3 protein-coding genes are annotated in these 1,046 nt (G+C 39.6%); all 3 read right to left on the bottom strand.

Features of this window, described 5'->3' with window-relative positions:
• Nucleotides 1-334 (bottom strand): UbiA family prenyltransferase (locus VXQ92_RS21015; protein WP_416683068.1); only part of this gene is annotated, 334 nt, incomplete at its 3' end.
• A gap of 10 nt (nt 335-344) precedes the next feature.
• Nucleotides 345-674 (bottom strand): cytochrome o ubiquinol oxidase subunit IV, encoded by a 330-nt coding sequence (locus VXQ92_RS21010; protein ID WP_000094534.1) that lies wholly within the window; start codon nt 672-674, stop codon nt 345-347.
• The coding region (locus VXQ92_RS21005; protein WP_416683067.1) for a cytochrome c oxidase subunit 3 at nt 674-1,046 on the bottom strand (373 nt) is incomplete at its 5' end. The genes VXQ92_RS21010 and VXQ92_RS21005, both read right to left, overlap by 1 nt.

The following is a 1,046-nucleotide window of genomic DNA, read 5'->3' as shown; positions in this document are numbered from 1 at the left end:
CAAACAAAAATGCGTAACCATTTACACCAAACCACAAAATGCTAAAACCCATTACTCCGAGTACGAAAGCATATACAAGCGCAACAGTAGGAGAGATGGTTTTTTTAACAAGTGCACGGTTTTGAGTGCGCTGCATCTTTGTATCAATATCTTGATCTATAACATTATTAACCACACAACCTGAAGCAACAACTAATGTTGTTCCAATGAGAGTGAGCAATAATAATAAGATGTCTATAGAGCCTTGGGCGGCTAAGAAGAAGCCGCCCAAGGTGGTAATGAAATTACCGAAGAGAATTCCTGGTTTAGTCAGGAATAAATACTTTTTCAACATGACAATCAGTTTAGATCATCATATTGTAGTGAAGGTAATTCATAATCCACACAGAACCGATTAAAAGTACAGCGATACATAGGATTGTGTAGATAAATGCAATCATATTCCAACGTTGTTCAGATGATGTATTCATGTGTAAGAAGTACACAAGCTGTACAAGCACCTGAGCAACGGCAGTGATTGCAATCACTGTAACCAAAAGACCGCGGCTGAAACCACCTGCCATCACCATCCCGAATGGGATGATGGTAAGGATGACAGAAAGAATAAAGCCAACAGTGTATTGCTTAAAGTTACCGTGTGACGCACCAGCAGCATTATGCTCATGACTACTCATTAGAGAACTCCCAGTAAGTAAACGACGCTGAATACACAGATCCAAACGATGTCAAGGAAGTGCCAGAACAAGCTTAAGCAAGCAAGACGACGTGTATTCGGTAAAGTCAAACCTTTAGTTTTGATTTGATACATCAATACCAACATCCACACTAAACCAGAAGTTACGTGGATACCGTGCGTACCTACCAAAGTAAAGAACGATGATAAGAAAGCACTGTGAGTTGGACCATGACCTTCTTCTACAAGGTGATGGAATTCATAGAGTTCCATCCCGATGAAGGTTGCACCAAAAAGGAATGTAATAAATAACCAAGTGATAACTTGATTTACATTCTTTTTATAAGATGCAAGTACCGCAAAACCGAAAGTC

The organism is Acinetobacter sp. 228 (genome assembly GCF_048147885.1).
The sequence above is the reverse complement of the archived record's forward strand: the minus strand, read 5'-3'. Positions and strand labels throughout refer to the sequence as shown.